Genomic DNA, 20868 nt, shown 5'->3' with positions numbered 1-20868 from the left:
TGTTGGGCATGGCACTGTCTGGGTGAATGGCGATAATGGCTATATTGCCATGCAGGTCAGTGGGTTAGAAGTGCTTCCGGGGGCCGGTCTCACGGATTCAGGTTATTCTTAACAACTCCACTTGACTTTGTTCAGCAAGCGGCAACTCATACCGTTGCGGTTGAGTACCTTTATCCCTACTGCTAATACCTAACAGTTTATAGAGCAAAATAAGGTCATCAAACATAACCTTTCGCATTATCAAGACTCCGAAGTCTCTCTTCTCAAACTATCTATCAGGTGAGAAGGAACACCAGAAAGCTTAATACTATTATCTTCAAGCAATTGAATATTTCCTTCTGCGATAGCTTCCCTATCAAAACTAAGGCTCCAGTGCTGCGACTTACCACTAAACTTCACCAGACCTAGAAGCCCCTTCTTGTGAGGGACAAAACCATCGCTAATAGGCTCTTCACTTTGAGCCAAAGCACTTTTTAGCGCATCAGGATTTAGAGGCCATACAACGTTAGAAAACTCTTCTAAATGCAACTCTAAACTTGAATCAGCCATTTCCCTGCAGTATTCATCTACCTTTTTAAAAAAAGCGTCTCGCTGCTTATCTGAAAGTGGAGCCCCATCGATCTTTACAGAATTAGCAAAATCCTCTATCACTTTAGTCAGGGACTGAGTATCACTTAAATTAGAGATAGAAGAGTCGCAAGCTAGGAACCTCTTAAAATAATCTGCAACGTCTCCAGTACCCTTTAAAAAGCTTAAATACCTTCCCTCATTATTTTTCCAGGCGGTCACATTGAGTTGTCCCGCAAAACGCAAACCCTTAAGATTTAGAAAGCCAACCTCCTCTAACTCATCACCTTTATCTTCTTCCTCGTTTAATGCAATTGCATACTCATCATTAATAACAGCCACTAGCAAATAATCTTTACTAGAGTGCGTGAACTGCGCTATAAAAACATGTCCACCTGAGGATGCACTTGATCTTTTAGATTCAGATGCTAAGGCATCTGCCATTTCTAAACTAAAAGACTTAAAGTCAGTTTTTTTATCAATAAAATAACTCCTCACATACACTTGCGAACGATTTTCTTCAGTGTTTCCATTAAAAGAGCCAAAAGACTTAGATGGCTTAGAAGAATATGCCTCATATAATCGATCAACCAACTTCTGAGCAAGCAGTGTTTTAGCTAAGGGCTTAGACCTAGCCCTAACACTAACATTATCCTTTACATATTGACTCTTTATAAGCTCATGAGTAATAAGATGATGCAACTCAGTCTTAGCAACGTACTCCTCACCTGAGTCGTTTGCAGTTTTATCTTGTACTTTTCTGGCATTTAAACTCATCGCTCCACCCTGAGAGTTAGTTATATTAGCATTAAGCCAGCAAGAATAAAAAATCGTTTAAGATCATTCAAAACAACTGACTTACGAGAAAAATTGCAATCAAACAACCCGCCCAATCCGAATTTCACTCCGCCCCAAAATCTCCACATCATGCATATCCTGCGGCTTGATCATTTCCGGCTGGTAATGGTCGTTATCGCTAATCAGATACAGCGCCCCGCCCGCCAGTCGCTGCACCCGCTTAATCCGGCGCTCGCCACTCACCAGCAGCAAGAACCCCCCTTCCTACTTCGGGTCGCTGTTGCTCCAATCCACCAGCACCCAATCGCCATCGGCCAAGGTACCGTCCATCAAATCGCTGCACGTTGACGAGCGCTTCCTTCAGCGCAAGCTGGCACATGTGCACGAGCGCTGCGGGTTAAATTACATCGTTTTTGATATTTAGAGCCTAACCCATGAACCCTCACAACACCATTAACCCTAAGCTGAATTATGCCACGTGAGGCTGCCAGCAGCCCATGATGACCTCCCTCAACAAGCTCGCATGTGCCGAGATGAAGCGGATTCAACAGCTTGAAGTGCTTTCCAGGAAGGCCCCTGCTCGCCTGCTGATGTTGCGCGGTATTGCACAGGGCAAACAAGACATCCTCTCCACCGGATAGCACGGTGATGAAATCCTCGACCTGGCCTGCCCACTTCTGAGCCCGAGCGTTGGTGCTGCACGTTTTACTCTGTGAGCGATGGCCTTTCTTCCGTACAATAGTCCGCCACTCCCCTTGCCGCTTCTGAAAACTCGCTATTGGTGTACCCGGATTTTTGGAAAGTGGGCGTTTTCCGCCACTGGCTACACTGGCGGTACACTGAGGGCGGTTTTTAACGGTATCAGGTGGCAACATATGTGTATATTCATACAGTTACAGAATTTATTAAATGACTGATTTTATTAGCAACAACAGTGCCGACAGGGGTAGGTTGTTTTCTGTGGCCCCCATGATGGACTGGACCACAAGAGACTACCGTGCGTTTGCTCGCACCTTGACCAGGCGTGCACTGCTGTATACCGAGATGGTGACCACCGGTGCGGTGCTGCACGGCTCCCCGCGTGAGCGCTTTTTGGGGTACAGCGAGGTGGAGCATCCGATTGCCCTGCAGTTGGGGGGCAGCGATGCGGGAGAGTTGGCGGAGTGTGCTGCGATTGCTGAGGCGTGGGGGTATGACGAGGTCAACCTGAACGTGGGCTGCCCCAGTGACCGGGTGCAGAACAACATGATTGGCGCCTGCCTGATGGGCCACCCCGAAAAAGTGGCCGCCGCAGTCAAGGCCATGCAGGCGGCGGTGTCGATTCCGGTGACGGTGAAATGCCGTATTGGTATCGATGACCAGGATGAAGACGCCGATTTGGCGCGGTTCATTGATATCGTGGCTTCGGCAGGCTGCAGCGTGTTTACCGTTCACGCCCGCAAAGCCTGGCTACAGGGGTTATCCCCGAAAGAGAACCGTGACATTCCACCGCTGAACTACCCTCGGGTGCATCGTTTGAAACAGAGCCACCCCGAGCTGCACATTGGCATCAACGGCGGGATTAAAACCCTGGCCGAGTGCCAGGCGCAGCTGGAGCATGTGGACAGCGTGATGGTAGGCCGCGAGGCGTACCAGAACCCGTGGCTACTGGCCGGTGTCGATGAGCAGCTGTTTGGTGAGCCCGGCCCGGCCCGCACGCGTCTGGAAGCGGCCACGGCCTTCCGCCCCTATATTCAGCAGCGCCTGGATGAGGGCGCCAAACTGAATCATATTACGCGGCATTTGCTGGGGCTGTTTCAGGGCTGCCCGGGCGGGCGCCGGTTCCGCCGTCACCTGTCGGAACACGCCCATAAAGAGGGTGCGGGATTACGCTTGTTCGATGACGCGCTCGGCCTGGTGCGCGAGCCGGATACCGATACACCGCCAGTGGATGAGCAGACAACAAAACAGCCCGTGGCCTGACGGCCAACGGGCTGTTCCGAGCAAACGCCCAGCGAGCTGATCGCTGGGCGTTTTCGTTCAAGAGGCTACTGTTCGCGAACGCCTTGCTCGATACGCTCTCCCACCTCTTGGTCGATATTGCGCCAATACTCGAACGCCCGGGCCAATACCGGCTCAGAGACGCCTCCCGAGAGATGCCCGACCACATTGGACACCAGCCGCTCGCGCTGGGCGTCGTCCATCACGTCGCGCACCAGCGCGTGGGCCTGGCGCCAGTCATCGTCATCTTTTCTGAGCGTGTAGGCCGTCCGTATGAATTGCCCGTCGGTCGACCACACGGCGTCTTCCGGGAAGCGCTGCCCATCCGCCTTGGGGCCACCTTTGCTGTTGGGTGCATAGGTAGGATCGGTGGCGTGACGAATACGCATTGCGCCCCCTTGGCCATAGCTGTGCACCGGGCATTTGGGCGTATTGACCGGAATGTGCTTGTAGTTCACCCCCAGCCGAGCACGGTGTGCGTCGGCATAGGAGATCGCCCTTGCCAGCAGCATCTTGTCCGGCGACAGCCCCGTCCCCGGCACCATGCTGTTGGGCTCGAAAGCGGCCTGCTCGATTTCACTGTGGAAATCAGTAGGGTTCCTGTCCAGCGTCAGCTTGCCCACCTCAATCAGCGGGTAGTCGTCATGGGGCCAGATCTTGGTCAGATCGAAAGGGTTGATGCGGTAGGTTTTGGCATCTTCGAAGGGCATGATCTGCATCTTCAGAGTCCAGGTAGGGTGATCCCCCCGCTGGATGGCTTCGAAGAGGTCGCGACGGTGGTAGTCGGCATCGCTACCAGCCATCTGATCGGCCTGCTCCTGGGTCATGCACTTGATGCCTTGGTCGGTCTTGAAGTGATACTTCACCCAGAACCGCTCGCCTGCCTCATTGACCCACATATAGGTATGGCTGGAATAGCCGTTCATGTGCCGCCACGTGGCAGGAACGCCCCGGTCTCCCATCAGCCATGCCACCTGGTGGGCCGACTCGGGTACCAGCGTCCAGAAATCCCACTGCATGTCGTGGTCTCGCAGGCCGTTGTCAGCCCGGCGTTTCTGGGAGTGAATGAAGTGCTGAAACTTCATCGGATCGCGAACGAAAAACACGGGGGTGTTGTTACCCACCATGTCGAAGTTGCCTTCCTCGGTGTAGAACTTGATGGAAAACCCGCGGGGGTCTCGCCAAGTATCCGGGCTTCCGCTCTCGCCTGCCACGGTCGAGAAGCGGATCAGCACATCGGTCTTCTTGCCCGGCTGTAGAAAGCCAGCCTTGGTGTACTGGCTGACATCCTGAGTCACTTCAAAATGACCAAACGCCCCGCTGCCTTTGGCATGGGGCTGACGGTCAGGAATCATTTCACGGTTGAAGGCCGCCATCTGCTCCATCAGATAGTGGTCATGCATGACGATGGGACCATCGGCCCCTACCGAAAGCGAGTGCTCGTCGCTGGCAACCGGAATACCGGCTTCATTGGTGGTGGGGTGCTGGTGGCTACTCATGGCGCTTCCTCCTTGTCACATTCGACCAGACGCCGTTGCGTCGTTGGAAATGGCCCACAGCGCACGAGGCATTTCGCCTTTGCGCTGGCTGGCTCCCCCACAGGTATAGTCAACAAGCAGGCATATCGCCATCCATGGCGCCTTAACGTTGGCTATTGAAGCGATCAATATTTGCTATCAAAAAAGCTCAATACAGGGAGTCGGGAGGCGGTTCCAGGCTGGATTGAAAGCTTTCGATGGCCGTCTCGGCTTCTTCTATCTCATCGAAGCGAGCGATGTGATAAAGCGCTTCGCCTTCATTGGCCAGCGGCAGGCGGCTCATGCCAATCACGATGCCATCGGCCATGGCCAGCACCTCGCCCTCATCATTGCCGAAGGGGTCCGCTACCTTGCCGAGCACTTCGCCCTTGGCCACGCGCGCCCCCAGGCGCACCTGGGGCCGTAAAATGCCATCGATAGGCGCACGCGCCCAACTGGAGCCATTGGCCAACTCGGCGGGGGCAGGCGCACGGCGGCGCTGCTCGCCACTCAGCATGCCCAGGCGGCGCATGACTCTGAGAATGCCCTTGACGCCAGGCGCAATCGCCCACTCGTCGAAACGCAGTGCCTCACCGGCTTCATAGGTCAGCACGGGAATGCCCAGGTTCTGGGCATAGTGGCGAAGGCTGCCTTCCCGCAGTTCGGCATTCAGAATGACCGGGGCTCCAAAGGCATCGGCCATGCGCTCTGTTTCGCTGCCAGGGGTCAACTGCGCACGAATTTGCGGCAGGTTGGTGCGATGAATCGCCCCCGTGTGCAGGTCGATGATATGCGTCGCATGATCGACGATCTCATCTCTGAACAGCGCGGCAATACGCCCCCCCAGCGAGCCCTTTTCGCTGCCTGGAAAGCAGCGGTTCAAGTCGCGGCGGTCGGGCAGGTAGCGGGTTTGCTGCAAGAAACCGAACACATTGACCACCGGCACGGCAATCAGCGTTCCGCGCAGGCTGTTGATGGACTTCGAGCGCAGCACGCGCCGCACGATTTCCACGCCGTTGATTTCATCCCCATGGATACCGCCACAGACCAGCATGACCGGCCCCTCTTTGCGGCCATGCACCACCTCGACGGGAATATGCAGCGGTGTGTGGGTGTAGAGGCGTGCCACCGGCACATCGATCTGTAACCGTTGGCCGGGCAGTACGGTATGCCCGGCTAGCGTAAAAGGCGCTCGCGCCATGACAACTCCTCGATCAAGCATCGTGCAGTAGCTAAAAGGTTGGAAAATCTGATGTCTGAAAACTCTATTTAGCATTATCCGACATCTTTGTTAACGCACGCTATGAAGTTCTCTGATTAACCATACACTTTTGAATGTAAAAAACCGGCGAGTTCATATAAAATACGCCGCATACGTGTCGAGAGTGAGGTGAGGTTCCATGGCAAGAAAAACCAAAGCGGAGGCTGCGGCAACGCGCGAAGCGCTGCTGGATGCGGCTGAAGAGGTGTTTTTCGAAAAAGGCGTTGCTCGCACCTCGCTTGAGCAGATTGCCCGCCATGCGGGGCTGACCCGCGGTGCCGTCTATTGGCACTTCAAGAACAAGGGCGATCTGTTCATGGCGCTGGTGGAGCGGGTGCGCATGCCCTTCCAGTCATTGATCGATGAAGTCAATAACGCCGACCCACACGTTTCGCCGTTGGAAGCCATTCGCCTGGCCTGCCACGCGGGCTTGCAGCGTATCGAACAACCTTCCCATCAGCGTATTCTGTCGATCCTGCTCCATCGCTGTGAATTCTTCAGCGATATCAACCCCATTGCCATGCAGGATGAAATCGGCGAAGAGTGCTTCGACGAAATGCTGCCGGTGTTCCAACTGGCCCAGCAACAGCAGGATATGCGCGAAGATATCAGCCCGGAAACGGCCACCCGCCTGATGCAGTGCGCGCTCGGCGGCCTGTTTCATGATTGGCTGCGCACACCCGATGCTTTTTCTGTCTCCGAGCGCGGCGCAGAAATCATCGATACGCTGATCCGCATGATGCGCAAGTAAACGCTCTACTGCACCGCAGCATTGCATCTATACTACAGGCACCACATGACAGGAGCCGTGTATGGATGCCTTGGAGTTTGTACGCGTACGTGAGCTGGAGATTGCGGTTCGCATCTGGAACCCTGACGCCAAACGAACCCTGATTGCCTGGCACGGGCTGGCTCGTCACGGCGGTGATTTTGCCGCCCTGGCCCGCGAGCTCGGTAGCGAATGGCGCGTACTGGCCCCGGACACCCCAGGGCGCGGCCTATCGAGCTGGTCGCTGTTTCCCGCCCATGACTACCTTTACAGCCACTATGTCACCGTTGCCATCGCGCTGCTGGACCACTACCAGTTGGAGCAGGTGGACTGGCTGGGCACCTCCATGGGAGGGCTGCTTGGTATGCTGATCGCCGCCGACGAGCAACACGCAGCGCGCATTGCGCGGCTGGTCCTCAATGACGTTGGGCCCGAGCTCGACAAGGAAGGGCTGATTGCGCTGTCGAGCTACTTTGGCGTCACCCACCGTTTCAACAACTTTGCCAACCTGCAGGCAGAGCTGGTCAAGCACTATGCCAGCTTCGGCATCACCAGCGAAGCGGAGTGGCGCGAGCTGGCGCTCAATAGCGCACGACGCCTGCCCGATGGCAGTTGGACCTACCACTTCGACCCACGCATAGGCGAGCAGTTTATTCACGATACACCACGGGATACCTGGGCCGACTGGGCGAAGATACGCTGCCCGCTCATGGTCATTCGCGGTGAAACCTCTACCCTGCTGGCCGCCGAAACGCTGCCCAAAATGGCCGAGTCACAGCCGTCGTTGGTGACCATGACCGTGCCGGGCTGCGGGCACGCGCCGATGCTCAATGACGCCCAGCAGGTCAAGCCCATACAGCACTTTCTGACGACCCCGTTATCCGCCTCTTCCACGGCAACACCTGCCCAGCCAACTGGCACGTTCAGCCAGTGGCTGGCAGATGTGTGGCGCTACCTGAGAGGCGGTAGATAGGGCTGGTTACGTCGGGTAGCCGTTGGGGTGGTGCTTGTGCTGCAAGCGCAGCTTGTTGAGGCGTACCCGCGTATCCAGGTAGTCCTGCTCCATGACACTGCGGTAGGCCCCTTCACTGGCCAGATATTTGACCAAGACCCGATGCTCACCCAGCTGGGGGCAATCCCCCGCCTTGCAATGCAGGCGCACCACGCTGTTTGGCTCATTGAGCAGCCGAGCAGTGGCACCGCCCTGCTGGTCGCGCTCGGCCACTACCGCCGTGGCGCCAAGCAGGCAACGGCGCTGGAACGGCGGGTAGCGATGCAGCCCACGCTGCAGGGCGTGACACACGGCAGCCGCCAGCGGCGAAGCAACGGCAAAGGAAGCCCACAGCACCAGCACGCCCACGGGCACTCTCAGCATGCCCAGCGGTAGCCAGCGCAGCACCAGCAGCTCGACGGCCAGCGAGATGGCGCCTGCCAATAGAACGAGCAGGCTCAGCGCCAGTGAGGCGGGCACACCCGCAAAGCCCAGCGAGACGAGCGTGCTCGCCATGTGGTCATCGCGCAGGCTATCGCGTTCGAACAGCTCCAACGGCGCCAGTCGCAACAACACCAGGAGCCAATAGAGAATGCCCAGTATCAGCAGCAGGGCAAAGACGATGGTAGGAAACTGCAGAGCAGCAGACATGAAGGTTTGCATGGCGTGTTCTCCTCCGGGCAAGTTGCCCGGTCTTGTTCTCGCCTGAGCCTATTGTCGACCATTATTGTGCTACTCAGGCTAAAACGATGGTCACTTTCAGCTTAGCTCATCTTAGCCATGTCAGTAGCTCGGGCATTGACCCGTGTCAGCCTTTGGCCCGACGCCCACAAAAAACGGGCACCCCGTGGGGTACCCGTCTGGTGGATCGCTGGCGATCAGGTCAGGTCTGATCGTGACCCAGCGCCGCCTGCTCATCCTCCTTGCGTTCAGGATGACGCTTGCGGTAGAGCCAGTCAGAAACAGTGGCAATCATGGCGTAGAAGCTGGGAATGAACAGGCTGCCCAGAATAGCGACGGACGCCATGCCCACGGCCACCGTGGTGCCGATATGGTGGCTACTGACATCACTGGCCCCGGTGGCCAAGGCCAGCGGCAGCGTACCAAAGATGAACGCCAGCGAGGTCATGACGATGGGCCGGAAGCGCAGCTCGGCCGCCGTGATCGCGGCTTCACGAATCGTCTTGCCCTGCTCTTTACGCTGCAGCTCGGCAAACTCGACGATCAGGATCGCGTTCTTGGCCGCCAGCCCCACGACTACCAGCATACCGATTTGCACGTAGACACTGGTATCCAGCCCGCGCAGCACGATACCGCCAATCCCCCCGAGGAAGGCAAACGGGGTGGCCGTCAAGACCGCCAGCGGCAAGGACCAGCTCTCGTACTGGGCCGCCAGGATCAGGAACACCATCAGGATACCGAACACGATGGCCAGCATGGCGGTATTGCCCAGGTTGGCCTCCTGATACGCGGTACCGGTCCAGCCCATGCCCCAGTTCGGCCCCAGTGTTTCCAGCACGACTTCTTCCATGGCCGCGATGGCTTGTGCCGAGCTGTAGCCCGGAGCCGCCCCGCCCTGGAACTGCGCCCCGGTGTACACCCCGAAGCGTGACACTACCGAAGGCCCTACCTGGCGCTCCAGCGTCACGAACTCGGATAACGGAATGCGCTCACCGTTGCCGCCCCGCACGTAGACATTGTTGATGTCTTCGGGGGTCTTGCGGAACTCGTCCTCGTTCTGCAGATACACCTGGAAGTTACGGTTCTGGTAGCTGAAGAAGTTGACGAAGCCATTACCAAAGGTATTGGAAAGTGCCGAAGAGATATTCTCCAGGGCCACGCCGTAGCTCAACGCCTTCTGCTGGTCGATCTCCGCCCGGAACGAGGGAACGTTCACGTTGAACGTGGAGAATACTTGATTCAGCGCAGGGTGCTGGTTCGCCGCCCCCATGATCTGCAGCGAAGCTTCATACAGCTCACGGGGCGATGCGCCGTCGAAGGATTGCAGGTAGCCGGTGAAGCCCCCAGTGGTCGACAGCCCCATGATGGGCGGCACGTTGAAGGCCATGGCCGAACCACCGTCGATGCTGGCACCCAGCTGCATGATACGGCCCACCAGCTCATTGGCGGTCAGGTCGCGCTCCGACCAAGGCTGCATGTTGACGAACATGATCCCGCGTGCGGTGTTTACCGCGCTGGACAGAATGTCATACCCCGCCACCGCCGAGGAGTACTGCACGCCAGGGATATCTTCAATGGCAGCACTTAGCTCGGCCATGTAGTTCTGGGTACGATCCAGCGAGGCAGCGTCCGGCAGCGACACGCTGACCAGCACGATCCCCTGGTCCGTTTCGGGCACCAGCGTGGAGGGCGTATTGGCATACAGCCAGTAAGAGCCCGCCCCGACAGCCACGGTCAGCGCCAGCGCCAGCACCCAGAAGCGCACCAGCTTCTTCACGAACCACATGTAGAGCGCCGTGAAGCCTGCAAAGAAACGATCGAACAGACGCAGCGGCGTGGTAATGGCACGCTTGAAAGCGGACTGACGGGTCTTGTGCAGGTTGTGCTTGATGAAGATCGCGGACAGCGCCGGGGTGAAGGTCAGTGCCATCAGCGCCGACAACGCCACCGAGATCGCCACGGTAATCGCGAACTGCTGGTAGATCTGGCCCGTGAAGCCGCCCATGAAGGCCACCGGCACGAACACCGCCGCCATGATCAGCGACGTGGCGATGACCGGCCCACCGACCTCTTTCATGGCGCGAATGGTGGCATCGCGGACGCTGATATCGTCCTCTTCGCTGAGCACCCGCTCGACGTTCTCCACCACCAGAATCGCGTCATCCACCACGATACCGATCGACAGCACCAGCGCGAACAGCGTCAACAGGTTGATCGAGAAGTCGAACAGGTAGAAGCCGGCAAAGGTACCAATCACCGAGACCGGCACCACCGACAAGGCGATGACCGTAAAGCGCCAGTTCTGCAGGAAGATGAACAGAATCACGATAACGATAAGGAACGCTTCGATGAACGTCTTGAGCACCGTCTCGACGGACGCATCGATGAACAGCGTCGTATCGTAAGGCGTCACGTACTCGAGCCCCGGCGGGAAGCGTTCAGCCAGATCTTCCATGGTCGCCCGAACCGAGTTGGCCGTTTCCAGCGCGTTGGCGCCCGGCTGCTGGTTGATGATGATGGGCGTCATGGTCGCGCCGTTCAACCGCGCATCCACGCCGTAGAAAGAGGCGCCCAGCTCGATCCGCGCCACGTCTTCCAGGCGCAGCGAAGAACCATCGGCATTGGTGCGCAGGAAGATGTTGCGGAAATCATCCGGGCTGGAAAGGCGCCCGCCAGCGGTAATGGTGTAGGTATAGGCACGCGGCTCGCTCTGGGGCGTCGCGGCAAGATTACCGGCCGGAATTTCGGTGTTCTGAGCGCGAATGGCACTGGCCACTTCGCTCGGGGTCAGGTCGTACTGGGCCAGCTTGTCGGGATCCATCCAGATCCGCATGGCAAACTCGCCGCCCCCCAGCACCTCGGCGTTGCCCACGCCAGGCACCTGGCGCAGCTCATCGAGAATGTTGAGCGTGGCATAGTTCTGCATGTAAACGTTGTTGTAGTCACCGCTGGGCGAGGTCAGCGCGACCAGCATCAGAATGGAGTCGGAACGCAGCTCCACGGTGACACCCTGAGACTGAACGGCCTCTGGCAACTGGGACAAGGCCCCCTGCACGCGGTTGTTGACGTTGATGGTGTTGATATCACCATCGGTGCCGATGTTGAACGCCACGCTCAGGCTCATCAGGCCGTTGTCGGCGCTGTTGGAGGTCATGTACAGCATGTCCTCCACGCCGTTGATGGCTTCCGCCAGGGGCGCGGCCACGGTCTGTGCCACGGTCTCCGCATCGGCACCGGGGAACTGCGCCTGTACCGAGACCGTGGGCGGCACCACGCTGGGATACTGCTCGATGGGCAATATCCGCATCGCCATCGCGCCTACCAGCGTCAGGATAATCGCCAGCACCGTGGCGAATATCGGACGACTGATAAAGAAGTTAGAGAAATTCATTATTGAGCACCCTCTTCCCCTTCCGCGGGCGCATCACCGGCGCCTTCGGACATCTCGGCAGCCGCTTCGGCCTGCTCCTGCTGCTCCTGCGCTTCGGCTTCTTCCACGTCATCGACCAGCTGTTCTGCATCGCCATCGAAACGCACCGGGTCGATCTCCATGCCCGGCTCGATACCCGCCGGGTCACCTACCACAACGCGCTCGCCAGGCTCCAGGCCATCCAGGATGATCTGCCAGGGGCCAGCCACATCGCCCAGTTGAACCGTCCGCTCACGCGCCTTGCTTTCGTCGTCCAGCACGAAGACACGAGGGCCCATCAACCCTTGGGTAACGGCAATTTCAGGCACCGCCATGACGTCGAAGCGCTTCAGGCCTTCAAGGCGTACGCGCACGAACTGGCCCGGCAGTACTTCCCCGTCAGGATTGTCGAACGTGGCCGATGCTTGCACCGTGCTGGTGCCGGTATCCACGCGGGAACCGAGGAAATTCAGGCGGCCCGCCAGCTCACCGCCGGCGCTACCCGCTAACCCGGGCACGCTGAGATGGGCGGTAATGGAGGACATGTCACCGGCGCTGTCAGCCAACTGACGACGCAGCTCGAAGGCATCGCGCTGGGGTAGCTGAAAACGCACTTCCAGCGGGTCCAGAGGTGTGATGGTGGCCAGCTCAGTGCCTGACGTGACCAGGTTGCCCACGTTGATCTGGCTCAAGCTGATCATGCCCGACACGGGCGCGGTGACGTTGGAGTAGCCCAAGTCCAGATTGGCACTGGTGAGTGCTGCTTCCGCCTGTGCCACGCTGGCCTGCGCAACCCGCTGCTCTGCCAGCGCCTGGTCGTACTGCTGGCGGCTGACCGAGTTCTGGCTCAGCAGCTGCTCGAAACGCTGCGCATCCCGCTGGGCGCGTGCCAGCTCTGCCCGGGCGCTCTGCAGGTCTGCTTCACGCTGGTTCACCGTGGCCTGGTACAAGTCCGGCTCGATGGTGTAGAGGCGATCTCCCTCCTCGACCATTTGCCCGGGTTCGAAATGCCGCTCTTCCAGAAAGCCGTTGACCCGCGCCACCAGCGTGACTTCACTGTCGCTACGCAGCAGCGAAGGATAGGACTTGTTGAGCGGAATGTCCTGACGGCTTACTTCAGCGACTTCCACCGCGTGGGGTGGCGCTTCCTGCTGGCCCTGCTGCTCCTGGGACGGCTGTTCCTGGCCACAAGCGGTCAGCGCCAGCACGGCGATCAGCGTCACCAGGCTCGCCCGGGTGGAGTGCATCACTCTTTTCATGCGTCGAATTCCCATTCATTTTTTCTGTACGTTGACGGATCGCAGGCGTGCCCCCATTGGCCGCTCTCAGGCGCCTGGGGTAGGAGGAGCACCAATGTCCATCGCGCGCTGGTAAGTATCAGGCGCGTTGCTTTCAGGCAGGGTGAAGTTGACGCTGTCACCGGTCAGCCAGGCATTGACTTCCTCGATGGCCGCCACGTCCAGCATGCCCGACTGCTGGCGCAGCGACATCAGATTCACCACGTAGTCGTAGCGCGCTTCGGCGTAGCTGGCGATGGCGTTATAGAGGTTCTGCTCGGCATTCAGCACATCGACGATATTGCGGGTACCCACCTCGTAGCCTGCGCGTGTCGCTTCCAGAGCGCTGCGGGTAGACACAATGGCCTGGCGGCGAGCATCCACGGTTTCCACGTTATTGCTGACCTGGGTGTACAGCGAGCGCACTTGTTGAATCGTGGTGCGGCGCTGGGACTCGAAGTCGTACTGGCTACTTTCGAGCTGGAAGGTGCCCTGGCGAATACGCGCACTGGTGCTGCCACCGGTGTAAATCGGCAGGTTGGCGGAAACGCCTACCTGGCTAGAAGAGTTGTAGCCACTGACCACATCGCTGTCGCTTTCCGAGTATTGATAGTTGGCGAACGCCTGCACGGTGGGTAGACGCCCTGCCCGGGCGATTTCCACACCGGCCCGAGACAGCTCGATACCTGCCCGCTGGGCCAGTACCTGCGGGTTGCGCTCCAGTGCCTGGTCGACCCAATAGTCACGGTCGGTGGGCGCAGGGAGCGCAATCGGCATGGCGTCGCCCAAGGCATCGATGTTGGCGTAACGCTGCCCGGTCAACTGCTCCAGCGCTTCGAACGCCACTTGCAGGCTGCTCTCGGCGGCAATGCGGTCGGCCCGAGACTGGTCGAAGCTGGCCCGCGCCTCTTCCACTTCGGTAATCGCAATCAGCCCGACCTCGAACTGCTCGCGGGCCTGTTCCAGTTGGCGGCCAATGGCGCGCTCTTGCGCCTGACGCGCTTCCAGAACCTCATGGGCACGCAGAATATCGAAGTAGGCGCTGACCACGTCGATGAGCAGCTGCTGTTCCGTCGCGGCCAAAAGGTAGACCTGCTGATCGATCTGGCGCTCGGCCTGGTTGAGCTCCTGGCGCGTCACGGCATTGAACAGCGCCTGGGTCGCTTCCAACGACAGCGATGCGGTGTTGTAACGGTCATCGCTGACCCCCACCGCGGCCTGGTCGGCACCCACGCCGACACCCGCCCCCCGCGCAGAACCCTGGCTTTCGTACTGCTGGTTGTGCACGACACTACCGGAGGCATTCACCTGAGGCAGCAAGCCGCCGCGCGCCACGTCCCGGCCCGCTTCCACGCCAGAAAATTCGGCGCGTGCCGAGGCAAGGGCAGCATTGTTGTTCAACGCATCGCGGGTGATGGTGACCAGGTCGGCCGCTTGGGCAGGCAGAATGAAGGAGGAGGTCAGCACGGCCAGTAGCAAGGGGCGTAAAGGGGCATTGACTGCCCAGTGTGCTAGTCGCATGGGATTGCCTCTAGGTGTCAACGTTGGAAGACGCGCAGCGCCAGTCTGAAAGAGTGGGCATTATAGTTACATTCATGTATGTATGCTAGCCTTGAACTTGGCGAATTTGTGTGTACAAAGTGCCTGCCCAGCCCAGCACCTTTTACCTTAGTCCAATGCACCGTTGGCAGGGGGCTTTTTACATTCACGACGCCTGAATCGACGCGGGTCGATGCCCCACTTTTGCAGCCGGGAGGCCAGCGTCGTCGGTTTGACGCCCAATAGCTCCGCCGCCCCGCCCGCGCCAGAGATCTTGCCCTGTGTCGCTGCCAGCGCCTTCAGCACGTTGTCCCGCTGGTGCTGCTGTAGCGCCTGTTCGGTCATCGGTGTCTCGGCAAGAGGCTCGGCGCCCTTGTCACGCTCCGCCATGACCTGCCCCGGCACACTGGGCTCCGGCGGCAACAGGTCGTCGAAGCAGAGTCGGCGGTCCTGGGTCACGATCACCTGTCGTTCGATGACGTTTTCGAGCTCGCGGATATTGCCAGGCCATGGGTAGAGGGTCAGCAGCTCCAACTGAGCCGGAGGAATACGCACGCCCGGCTTGTTGAACTTCAAGCAGGCGCGGTGCAGAAAATGTCGCGCCAGCAAGGGCACGTCCTCGATGCGCTTGCGCAGCGGCACTGAATCGATGGGAAACACGTTGAGCCGGAAATAGAGATCCTCTCGGAAATGCCCAGCGTCGATCATCTCTTTCAAATCACGGTTGGTGGCCGCAATCACGCGCACGTCCACCTCGCGGGTGCGGTTGTCCCCCACTCGCTCGAACTGCTGATCCTGCAATACGCGCAGCAGCTTGCTCTGCAGCTCCAGCGGAATTTCTCCTACCTCGTCAAGAAACAGCGTGCCGCCGTGGGCCAGCTCGAAACGCCCCGGACGATCCTGCATCGCCCCGGTAAAGGCCCCTTTGACATGGCCAAAGAACTCGCTTTCGAACAGATCTCGCGGTATGGCGGCACAGTTGACCCGAATCAGCGGCCGGTCGCTGCGCCCACTCCCGGCATGAATGGCCCTGGCAATCAGCTCCTTGCCCGTGCCGGACTCACCGCTGATCAAGACGTTGGCCCCGGTCGGTGCCACCATGGCAATCTGCTGGATCAATTTGGCCACCGCCGGGCTGTTGCCCACGATATTGCGGTGATTGACCTCTGCCTTGATCTCCTCCTGTAGGTATTCGTTCTCCAGCTCCAGCCGCCGCTTCAGCGACTCGACCTCCTCCAGGGCATCGCGCAGCTGCTGCTCTGCCCGCTTGCGTTCGCGGATATCGCGAAACAGCACCACGGCCCCCACCAGCCGCCCCATCTCGAAAATGGGGGTGCTCGTATACTCGACGGGAATCGCCTCACCGTTCTTGTGCCAGAACACTTCATCGTCGACGTGGTGCACCTGGCCATCGCTGAACGAGGCATGAATGGGGCACTGCTGCACCGGGAAATGAGAGCCATCGGCATGGGTATGGTGAAACATCAAATGCGCATCGTGGCCCACCATATCCTCGGTGCTCCAGCCCAGAATACGCTCGGCCGCTGGATTGACGAAAGTGGTTCTGCCCTGCGCATCCAGCCCGTAGATGCCCTCTCCGGCGGCGCTGAGAATCAGCTGGTTCTGCCTTTCGATTCGCTCGAACACCTGCTCGACGCGCTGCCACCCTACATCCCCCTGGCGATGCTGACGCCCCAGCTCGGCGCGGGCGCGCCGCTGCTCGGCCTTCTGCCGATCGATCAGGGTCAACAACAGCCGCGGGGTGTCCGGCAAACGCTCACCGAAGACTTCTACCCGGCGTGGCTGACGCACGCTGTCCAGCACCACCAGGTCATCCGACCACGCCTGCCCGGTAGTCAATACCTCATCGGTAAAGCTGACCCAAAGCGGCAAGGAGGCACTCAACCGATGGCTGAACGGAGACGCCCGCCAATCGCCCTCTTCCAGCATCAACAGTTGGCAGGCCGCCGCATTGGCAGCCACCAGCTCATCGGCCAGCGGGTCGATCACCAGCATGGCCAGCGGGGCATGGCTGGCCATGAGCTTGAGCGACGGCTCGCTCATCAACGGCTCGGTCGTCATGGGCATGGGGGGCATCTGCATCTCCTGGCGATGGCGTCGACATACCCACTACCCATACAAACAACGGGCCAATAACGATATTTCGTCATTTAAACAACGAAATATCGTTATTAACGAAAAATCGTTGTTTTCAAGCATGGCCTCCAAGATTCCACCAAATACCATAACTCATTGAATTTATGAATCTTTAAACAAAACGGACGGTTGTGGCACACAAGTCGCACTACCGAAACAGTGCCGCAACGCTCTGTTTCGCACCAAGACGGCGCAGCTAGAAGCCCATTTGCTCCTGAGAGGTGAACGCCCATGAAAGAGAACAATGACCACAGCAGTCTCGGCAACCCTTTCGATCACCGTCAATCGCTGATCCATGGCCGCCAGTGTGATTGCCACCAGTGCCACCCTGCCCGCCCCAGCGTACCTTCCCATCAGGCCACCCTGGCCGGTGGCGAAGCGCCGCCCAGCAATGCCGAACAGATCATGGACCGAGTCGTGGAGAGCGCGCTGGTTCGTGGCATCTTTGGCCATAGCGACATGCACCGCCGGCAATTCATGAAGCTGGTGGGTGGCGGCACCGCGGCGGCTGCCCTGGCCACGCTGCTGCCCATGGAGTCGATCAAGGCGGCGATCAAGGAGAACCTCGGCCCGCTGGAGAAAACCGAGCTGGACATCGGCTTCATTCCGATCACCTGCGCCACGCCCATCATCATGGCCCACCCCATGGGGTTTTATGAGCGTTACGGCCTGAACGTCAATGTGATCAAGACCGCTGGCTGGGCGCTGATTCGCGATAACTCGCTGAACGACCGGTACGATGCCGCTCACATGCTCTCCCCCATGCCGCTGGCCATGAGCCTGGGGGCAGGCTCGACCCAGCGGGCCTTCGTGACGCCTGCCATCGAGAACGTCAATGGGCAAGCCATCGTGCTGCACAACGACCATCAGGACAAGCGTGACCCGCAGCAGTGGAAAGGCTTTACCTTCGGCGTGCCCTTCGAGTACTCCATGCACAATTTCCTGCTGCGCTACTACGTGGCCGAGCATGGCCTGGACCCGGATCAGGACATTCAGATTCGCGTCATTCCGCCCCCCGAAATGGTCGCCAACCTGCGCGCAGGCAACATCGATGGGTTTCTCTCCCCCGACCCGTTCAATCAGCGCGCCGTGTTCGAGCGCATCGGCTTCATTCATCTGCTCACCAAGGAGATCTGGGACGGCCACCCGTGCTGCGCCTTTGCCACCAGCGCTCGCTTTGCCCAGCAAAACCCCAACACCTACGGCGCGCTGCTGCGGGCGATCATCGATGCCACCCAATACTCTTCCGACCCAGCCAACCGTTCGGAAATCGCCGAGGCCATTGCCCCGACCAACTACCTGAACCAGCCGGTCACGGTGATCGAGCAGGTGCTGACAGGACGCTTTGCCGATGGCCTGGGCAATGTTCAGAACGTGCCAGACCGGATCGACTTCGACCCCTTCCCCTGGCACTCCATGGCCGTCTGGATCCTGACCCAGATGAAGCGCTGGGGCTACATCGAGGGCAGCGTCGATTATCAGCAGATTGCCCGGGATGTCTTTTTGGCCAGCGAAGCACGCACGGTGATGAACGAGCTGGGCTACGACGCCCCCGAAGAGACCTCGCGCAACTACCAGATCATGGGCAAGACCTTCGACTACACCGACCCCGAAGGGTATCTGGCCAGCTTTGATATCCGCAGGAGCTAATCATGGACCGTACCACCACCGACTGGAACATCAGCCTGAATGCACGGGCTGCCTTGTTGGCCTTCGTCCTGCTTGCCGTGCTGCTGGGGCTATGGGAAGGACTCGACCGCTCGCCGCTACTGGGCGGCACGGAAGAGCTGAGCGAGTACGAACTGCTGCTGGGCGGGGCCGATGAAACGGCCCGCGTTCCCCCGCCGTCGGCGATTTTCGAGCGGGCCTGGGAGCAGCTTTCCAACCCTTTCTATGATGCAGGCCCCAACGACAAGGGGATCGGCATCCAACTGGGTTACTCCCTTTATCGTGTGCTCAGCGGCTATCTCATGGCCGCCGTGGTGGCGATCCCCATCGGCTTTCTGATTGGCATGTCACCGCTGGCATATAAAGCGCTCAACCCGTTCATTCAGGTCTTGCGGCCAATCTCTCCCTTGGCCTGGATGCCTCTGGCGCTGTTCATCATTCGGGATGCCGAAGCCTCGGCCATCTTCGTGATCTTTATCTGTTCCATTTGGCCGATGCTGCTCAATACCGCCTTTGGCGTGGCTGGCGTGCGCAGCGATTGGGTGAACGTGGCACGCACCCATGAACTGTCGCCGCTGCAAACGGCCTTCAAGGTCATTCTGCCCGCCGCGGCCCCGACCATTCTGACCGGCATGCGCATCTCCATCGGTATTGCCTGGCTGGTCATCGTCGCCGCAGAAATGCTCGTGGGTGGTACCGGCATCGGCTACTACGTCTGGAACGAGTGGAACAACCTGGACCTGACCAGCGTGATCTTTTCCATCCTGATGATTGGCGTCGTCGGCATGCTGCTGGATATGTCGCTGGGCTATGTCGCCCGTTTCGTCACCTACGCCGAATAAGGAGCCTGTCATGAGTCATGCCTTTGTAGAGGTGCAGAAGGCCGCCAAACGCTTCCCCGGCGCTGGCAAGGACGCTGCACCGCTCACGGTCTTCGAAGACATCAGCTTTCAGCTCAAGAAGGGCGAGTTCGTCTGCATCATCGGCCACTCCGGCTGTGGCAAATCCACCATCATGAATGCGCTGGCCGGGCTGGATCAGTTCTCCGAAGGCTCCATGGTCATGGATGGCAAGGAGATCCATGGGCCGAGTCTCGAACGTGGCGTGGTGTTTCAAAACTACAGCCTGCTGCCCTGGCTCACCGCGCTGGACAACGTGCGCTTTGGCGTACGTGCCCGCTGGCCCGCCTGGAGCGAGCACGAGATCACCGAACACAGCATGAAATACCTGACCCTGGTGGGTTTGAAAGAAGTGGTCGGCCGCAAGCCCGCCCAGCTCTCTGGCGGCATGCGCCAGCGGGTCAGCATCGCGCGTGCGTTTGCCACCAAGCCCAAGTTGTTGCTGCTGGATGAGCCCTTTGGGGCCCTGGATGCCCTCACCCGTGGCGTCATCCAGGACGAACTGGTCAAGATCTGGAGCCAGGACCAGCAGACCGTGTTCATGATCACCCACGACGTGGACGAAGCCATTCTGCTGGCCGACCGTATCTTCCTGATGACCAACGGCCCCCAGGCGCGGATTGCCGAAGCGGTCGAAATCGACCTGCCACGGCCGCGCCAGCGGGCGGAGATCGTCAAGCATCCCCACTTTTATACGATTCGCAACTACCTCGTCGACTTCCTGGTAAACCGCTCCAGTGAGCTACGTACCCAGGAATTCGACGGCAAGGGCCTGCGCTACCCCACACCGGTCAACCCTGTGACCCTGGCAGAAGGCAGCGCCACGCCCGTCTCTACTCCGGCACCGACGACGGTGCCGCCCCAAGAAAAGCTGGTCACATTTACTCCCAAGGAGATCCGTCATGGATAAGCTTGAAATGCGTCACACCCTTCTGGCCGCCAAGGCACGCAAGCAAATGAGCTGGGACGAGATTGCCAGCGCGGTCGGCATGTCGCCGGTCTGGGTGGCGTCAGCCTGCTACGGCATGAACAGTGCCAGTGCCGATGTCGCCCATAAACTGTGTGACGTGCTGGAAGTCGATGGCGACGTGGCCACCGCGCTGACCGCCTTCCCCACCAAGGCGTGGGATGAGGCCATTCCTCAGGACCCCTTCATCTACCGCCTGTACGAAGTGGTCGGCGTTTACGGTGAAACCCTCAAGGATGTCGTGCAGGAGAAGTTTGGCGACGGCATCATGAGCGCCATCGACTTCACCATGGAGATGGAAAAGATCGAAGACCCCAAGGGCGACCGCGTGCTGCTCACCCTGAACGGCAAGTTCCTGCCTTATAAGTCCTGGTAAGCCGCCTGGGCC

Annotated in this window: 17 protein-coding genes; 8 read left to right on the top strand and 9 right to left on the bottom strand. The window is 59.2% G+C overall.

Annotation, left to right across the window (positions count from 1 at the left end; genetic code table 11):
• Positions 1-240: 240 nt before the first annotated feature.
• Together IE091_RS16910 and IE091_RS16905 are read right to left on the bottom strand one after the other, a co-directional pair.
• Positions 241-1344 (bottom strand): nucleoid-associated protein, encoded by a 1104-nt coding sequence (locus tag IE091_RS16910; protein ID WP_189464190.1) that lies wholly within the window; start codon positions 1342-1344, stop codon positions 241-243.
• A gap of 99 nt (positions 1345-1443) precedes the next feature.
• On the bottom strand, positions 1444-1608 hold the full coding sequence (locus tag IE091_RS16905; RefSeq protein WP_229800876.1) for a S24 family peptidase: 165 nt from the start codon (positions 1606-1608) through the stop codon (positions 1444-1446).
• A 257-nt stretch (positions 1609-1865) separates the two neighbouring features.
• Here IE091_RS16905 and IE091_RS16900 point away from each other — a divergent pair, with 257 nt between their 5' ends.
• Positions 1866-2006 (top strand): hypothetical protein, encoded by a 141-nt coding sequence (locus IE091_RS16900; RefSeq protein ID WP_189464188.1) that lies wholly within the window; start codon positions 1866-1868, stop codon positions 2004-2006.
• Between the two features lie 268 nt (positions 2007-2274).
• The gene (dusA, locus tag IE091_RS16895) at positions 2275-3327 is read left to right on the top strand and encodes a tRNA dihydrouridine(20/20a) synthase DusA (protein WP_189464187.1); all 1053 of its coding nucleotides are present in this window, start codon (positions 2275-2277) and stop codon (positions 3325-3327) included.
• A gap of 65 nt (positions 3328-3392) precedes the next feature.
• Here dusA and IE091_RS16890 read toward each other — a convergent pair whose 3' ends face one another.
• Entirely contained in the window at positions 3393-4844 is a 1452-nt protein-coding gene (locus tag IE091_RS16890) for a catalase (RefSeq protein WP_081137447.1), read from the bottom strand.
• Between the two features lie 187 nt (positions 4845-5031).
• Entirely contained in the window at positions 5032-6063 is a 1032-nt protein-coding gene (locus IE091_RS16885; protein ID WP_189464186.1) for a succinylglutamate desuccinylase/aspartoacylase family protein, read from the bottom strand.
• A gap of 199 nt (positions 6064-6262) precedes the next feature.
• Here IE091_RS16885 and IE091_RS16880 point away from each other — a divergent pair, with 199 nt between their 5' ends.
• Both IE091_RS16880 and IE091_RS16875 read left to right on the top strand, forming a co-directional pair.
• On the top strand, positions 6263-6874 hold the full coding sequence (locus IE091_RS16880) for a TetR family transcriptional regulator (protein WP_039176404.1): 612 nt from the start codon (positions 6263-6265) through the stop codon (positions 6872-6874).
• Positions 6875-6935: 61 nt separating this feature from the next.
• Entirely contained in the window at positions 6936-7865 is a 930-nt protein-coding gene (locus tag IE091_RS16875; RefSeq protein ID WP_189464185.1) for an alpha/beta fold hydrolase, read from the top strand.
• Between the two features lie 6 nt (positions 7866-7871).
• On the opposite strand, the gene IE091_RS16870 is transcribed toward IE091_RS16875, so the two are convergent.
• From IE091_RS16870 to IE091_RS16850, 5 genes are all read right to left on the bottom strand, one after another.
• Positions 7872-8546 carry a hypothetical protein gene (locus tag IE091_RS16870; RefSeq protein ID WP_189464184.1) on the bottom strand — a complete coding sequence of 225 codons (675 nt, stop codon included), beginning with the start codon at positions 8544-8546 and terminating at the stop codon, positions 7872-7874.
• A gap of 220 nt (positions 8547-8766) precedes the next feature.
• On the bottom strand, positions 8767-11955 hold the full coding sequence (locus IE091_RS16865; protein ID WP_189464183.1) for an efflux RND transporter permease subunit: 3189 nt from the start codon (positions 11953-11955) through the stop codon (positions 8767-8769).
• Complete coding sequence (locus tag IE091_RS16860) at positions 11955-13232, bottom strand: efflux RND transporter periplasmic adaptor subunit (protein WP_189464182.1); 1278 nt, start codon at positions 13230-13232, stop codon at positions 11955-11957. Before IE091_RS16860 ends, IE091_RS16865 begins: the two co-directional genes overlap by 1 nt.
• A 66-nt stretch (positions 13233-13298) precedes the next feature.
• Positions 13299-14771: a TolC family outer membrane protein gene (locus tag IE091_RS16855; protein WP_039176419.1), complete on the bottom strand. Its 1473-nt coding sequence runs from the start codon at positions 14769-14771 to the stop codon at positions 13299-13301.
• A gap of 147 nt (positions 14772-14918) precedes the next feature.
• On the bottom strand, positions 14919-16877 hold the full coding sequence (locus IE091_RS16850; RefSeq protein ID WP_422822544.1) for a sigma 54-interacting transcriptional regulator: 1959 nt from the start codon (positions 16875-16877) through the stop codon (positions 14919-14921).
• 300 nt (positions 16878-17177) lie between these two features.
• On the opposite strand from IE091_RS16850, the gene IE091_RS16845 reads away from it, so the two are divergent.
• Genes IE091_RS16845 through cynS form a run of 4 tightly spaced genes read left to right on the top strand, consistent with a single transcriptional unit; the run spans position 17178 to position 20856 of the window.
• Positions 17178-18596, top strand: a complete 1419-nt coding sequence (locus tag IE091_RS16845; protein WP_189464181.1) for a CmpA/NrtA family ABC transporter substrate-binding protein — start codon at positions 17178-17180, stop codon at positions 18594-18596.
• A gap of 2 nt (positions 18597-18598) precedes the next feature.
• Positions 18599-19456 (top strand): nitrate ABC transporter permease, encoded by an 858-nt coding sequence (gene ntrB / locus IE091_RS16840; protein ID WP_039176425.1) that lies wholly within the window; start codon positions 18599-18601, stop codon positions 19454-19456.
• A 10-nt stretch (positions 19457-19466) separates the two neighbouring features.
• Complete coding sequence (locus IE091_RS16835; RefSeq protein ID WP_096922562.1) at positions 19467-20423, top strand: ABC transporter ATP-binding protein; 957 nt, start codon at positions 19467-19469, stop codon at positions 20421-20423.
• Positions 20416-20856, top strand: a complete 441-nt coding sequence (gene cynS / locus IE091_RS16830) for a cyanase (RefSeq protein WP_039176430.1) — start codon at positions 20416-20418, stop codon at positions 20854-20856. The genes IE091_RS16835 and cynS overlap by 8 nt, the downstream gene beginning before the upstream one ends.
• Positions 20857-20868 lie beyond the last annotated feature (12 nt).

The organism is Vreelandella hamiltonii, from assembly GCF_014651775.1.
Classification (GTDB): domain Bacteria; phylum Pseudomonadota; class Gammaproteobacteria; order Pseudomonadales; family Halomonadaceae; genus Vreelandella; species Vreelandella hamiltonii.
Note: the sequence above shows the minus strand (reverse complement) of the source record. Positions and strands in the feature narration are given on the sequence as shown.

Coding starts and splice junctions, on each gene's coding strand:
- IE091_RS16865 (WP_189464183.1), bottom strand. CDS start 11,955: ATGAATTTCTCTAACTTCTTTATCAGTCGTCCGATATTCGCCACGGTG.
- IE091_RS16855 (WP_039176419.1), bottom strand. CDS start 14,771: ATGCGACTAGCACACTGGGCAGTCAATGCCCCTTTACGCCCCTTGCTA.
- IE091_RS16870 (WP_189464184.1), bottom strand. CDS start 8,546: ATGCAAACCTTCATGTCTGCTGCTCTGCAGTTTCCTACCATCGTCTTT.
- IE091_RS16890 (WP_081137447.1), bottom strand. CDS start 4,844: ATGAGTAGCCACCAGCACCCCACCACCAATGAAGCCGGTATTCCGGTT.
- dusA (WP_189464187.1), top strand. CDS start 2,275: ATGACTGATTTTATTAGCAACAACAGTGCCGACAGGGGTAGGTTGTTT.
- IE091_RS16900 (WP_189464188.1), top strand. CDS start 1,866: ATGACCTCCCTCAACAAGCTCGCATGTGCCGAGATGAAGCGGATTCAA.
- IE091_RS16880 (WP_039176404.1), top strand. CDS start 6,263: ATGGCAAGAAAAACCAAAGCGGAGGCTGCGGCAACGCGCGAAGCGCTG.
- IE091_RS16885 (WP_189464186.1), bottom strand. CDS start 6,063: ATGGCGCGAGCGCCTTTTACGCTAGCCGGGCATACCGTACTGCCCGGC.
- ntrB (WP_039176425.1), top strand. CDS start 18,599: ATGGACCGTACCACCACCGACTGGAACATCAGCCTGAATGCACGGGCT.
- IE091_RS16835 (WP_096922562.1), top strand. CDS start 19,467: ATGAGTCATGCCTTTGTAGAGGTGCAGAAGGCCGCCAAACGCTTCCCC.
- cynS (WP_039176430.1), top strand. CDS start 20,416: ATGGATAAGCTTGAAATGCGTCACACCCTTCTGGCCGCCAAGGCACGC.
- IE091_RS16845 (WP_189464181.1), top strand. CDS start 17,178: ATGAAAGAGAACAATGACCACAGCAGTCTCGGCAACCCTTTCGATCAC.
- IE091_RS16860 (WP_189464182.1), bottom strand. CDS start 13,232: ATGAAAAGAGTGATGCACTCCACCCGGGCGAGCCTGGTGACGCTGATC.
- IE091_RS16875 (WP_189464185.1), top strand. CDS start 6,936: ATGGATGCCTTGGAGTTTGTACGCGTACGTGAGCTGGAGATTGCGGTT.
- IE091_RS16850 (WP_422822544.1), bottom strand. CDS start 16,877: ATGCCCATGACGACCGAGCCGTTGATGAGCGAGCCGTCGCTCAAGCTC.
- IE091_RS16910 (WP_189464190.1), bottom strand. CDS start 1,344: ATGAGTTTAAATGCCAGAAAAGTACAAGATAAAACTGCAAACGACTCA.